The 1,861-nt window shown below is 66.6% G+C and carries 1 pseudogene; it reads left to right on the top strand.

The features are described 5' to 3' along the window. Positions 1-1,861, top strand: a pseudogene (locus tag FVE66_RS20090) (calcium-binding protein); the annotation flags it as partial.

Raw genomic sequence — 1,861 nt, 5'->3', positions numbered from 1 at the left:
TGGCCGGCGGCCAGGGCAATGACGTGCTGTCCGGTGACGCCGGCGACGATGAGCTGCATGGCGAAGCCGGCAACGATGCCCTGTTCGGCAGGCAAGGCGACGATCAGTTGCGCGGCATGGATGGCGCCGACCATCTCGATGGCGGCGATGGCGGCGATGTGCTGGACGGCGGCGCCGGCAGCGACCGCATGGCTGGCGGCGCCGGCGACGACCTGTATGTCGTCGATGCTGGCGGCGACATCGTCGTCGAAGAGGTGGATGGCGGCACCGACACCATACAGACCGCGCTGGACCATTACGTGCTGGGCGCCAACCTGGAGAACCTGACGCTGGCCGGCAGCGCCGACCTGTCGGGCAGCGGCAACGAACTGGACAACCGGCTGAGCGGCAACGCCGGCAACAATCTTCTTGCAGGCGGGGCCGGCAACGACCGGCTGGATGGCGCCGCAGGCCGCGACACGCTGGAGGGCGGCACTGACGACGACACCCTCGATGGCGGAACCGCCAACGACATGCTGCGCGGCGGCGGCGGCAACGACCTGTACCTGATTGCCAGCGGCGACGGCCTGGACCGCATCGAGGACACCGCGGGCCTGGACACCGTGCGCTTCGGACCCGGGCTGACCGTGGCCAGGGTCGCAATGCGGGTCGGCTCGGCCAATCCTGCCCCCATTTCTGAAGATCTTGCCCCCTATCTTGCGCAGTATCTTGCTCACTATCCTGCTCCCGATCCTGCTGCCGCGCCGCTGGTCACCTACCTGCGCATCATCGACGAGTTCGGCAACGAGCAGGCTGATCAGGGCTTTGATGTCCTGGTCACGCGCGACGCGGCAGGCCGCTACGTCTCGCCGATAGAGCGCTTCGAGATGCCCGACGGCAGCGTGAAGACCTTCGACGACCTGTTGATACGAACGCGCACCATACAGGGGTCGAAAGACGCTGCCATCGTCACCGGTCGCGACGACGACATCATTTACGCCGGCCCCAAAAACAACCTGGTCCGCTCGGGCAGCGGCAATGACGTGATCCATGGCGGACCGCGCGCCGATGCGCTGTACGGCGAGGGCGGCAACGATTACATCGGTGGCGGCAATGGCGACGACACCCTGGACGGCGGCGGCGGAAACGATGTGATCGAGGGCGGCAACGGGCGCGACCTGCTGCGCGACCTGCACGGCAACAACGCCCTGCTGGGCGGCTTCCAGAATGACCGGATCGAAGCCGGGAACGGCAATGATTTCATCGCCGGCGGCAAGCATGACGACACCATCCTGCCCGGCGGCGGCCACAACGTGATCGCCTTCAACCGCGGCGACGGCCGCGATACGCTGGTATCGGCCGCCGGCGCGTCGAACACGCTATCGCTCGGCGGCGCCAGCGTGCTCGACCTGTGGTTCAACCGCAGCAGCGCGGACCTCGAACTGCATGTCGGCAGCAAGGACTCCGTCACCCTGAAGGACTGGTATGCAGACAGCAGCAAGCAGAACGTCCAGACCTTGCAGATCGTGGACGACGCTGCGCAGGGTACGCATTCCGGCCGGCCCGACCCGTCCGACCCGTCCACCGCCAAGACCGAGCAGTACGACTTCCAGGCAATGGTGGATGCCTACAATAAAATACAGCGCCAGAACAGCATTCGCGCCCAATGGGACCTGATCGCCGGCAGCAAGGGCGCACATCTTGAAGGCCTGGATGATGCGGCACTCGGCGGCGAACTGGCCTTCGCCTACGCGGCCCAGGCCGGACTGCCGGGCGCAGGCACCGATATCCACGCCGTGCTGCGCGACAGCCGCTTCGGCAGCCAGCCGCAGGCGCCTGCTTCACTGTCAGGGATCGTGCCTTACGACTCGCTGGGTATTCG

It is taken from the genome of Lacisediminimonas profundi (assembly GCF_008831265.1).
GTDB classification, from domain to species: domain Bacteria; phylum Pseudomonadota; class Gammaproteobacteria; order Burkholderiales; family Burkholderiaceae_D; genus Lacisediminimonas; species Lacisediminimonas profundi.
Note: the sequence above shows the minus strand (reverse complement) of the source record. Positions and strands in the feature narration are given on the sequence as shown.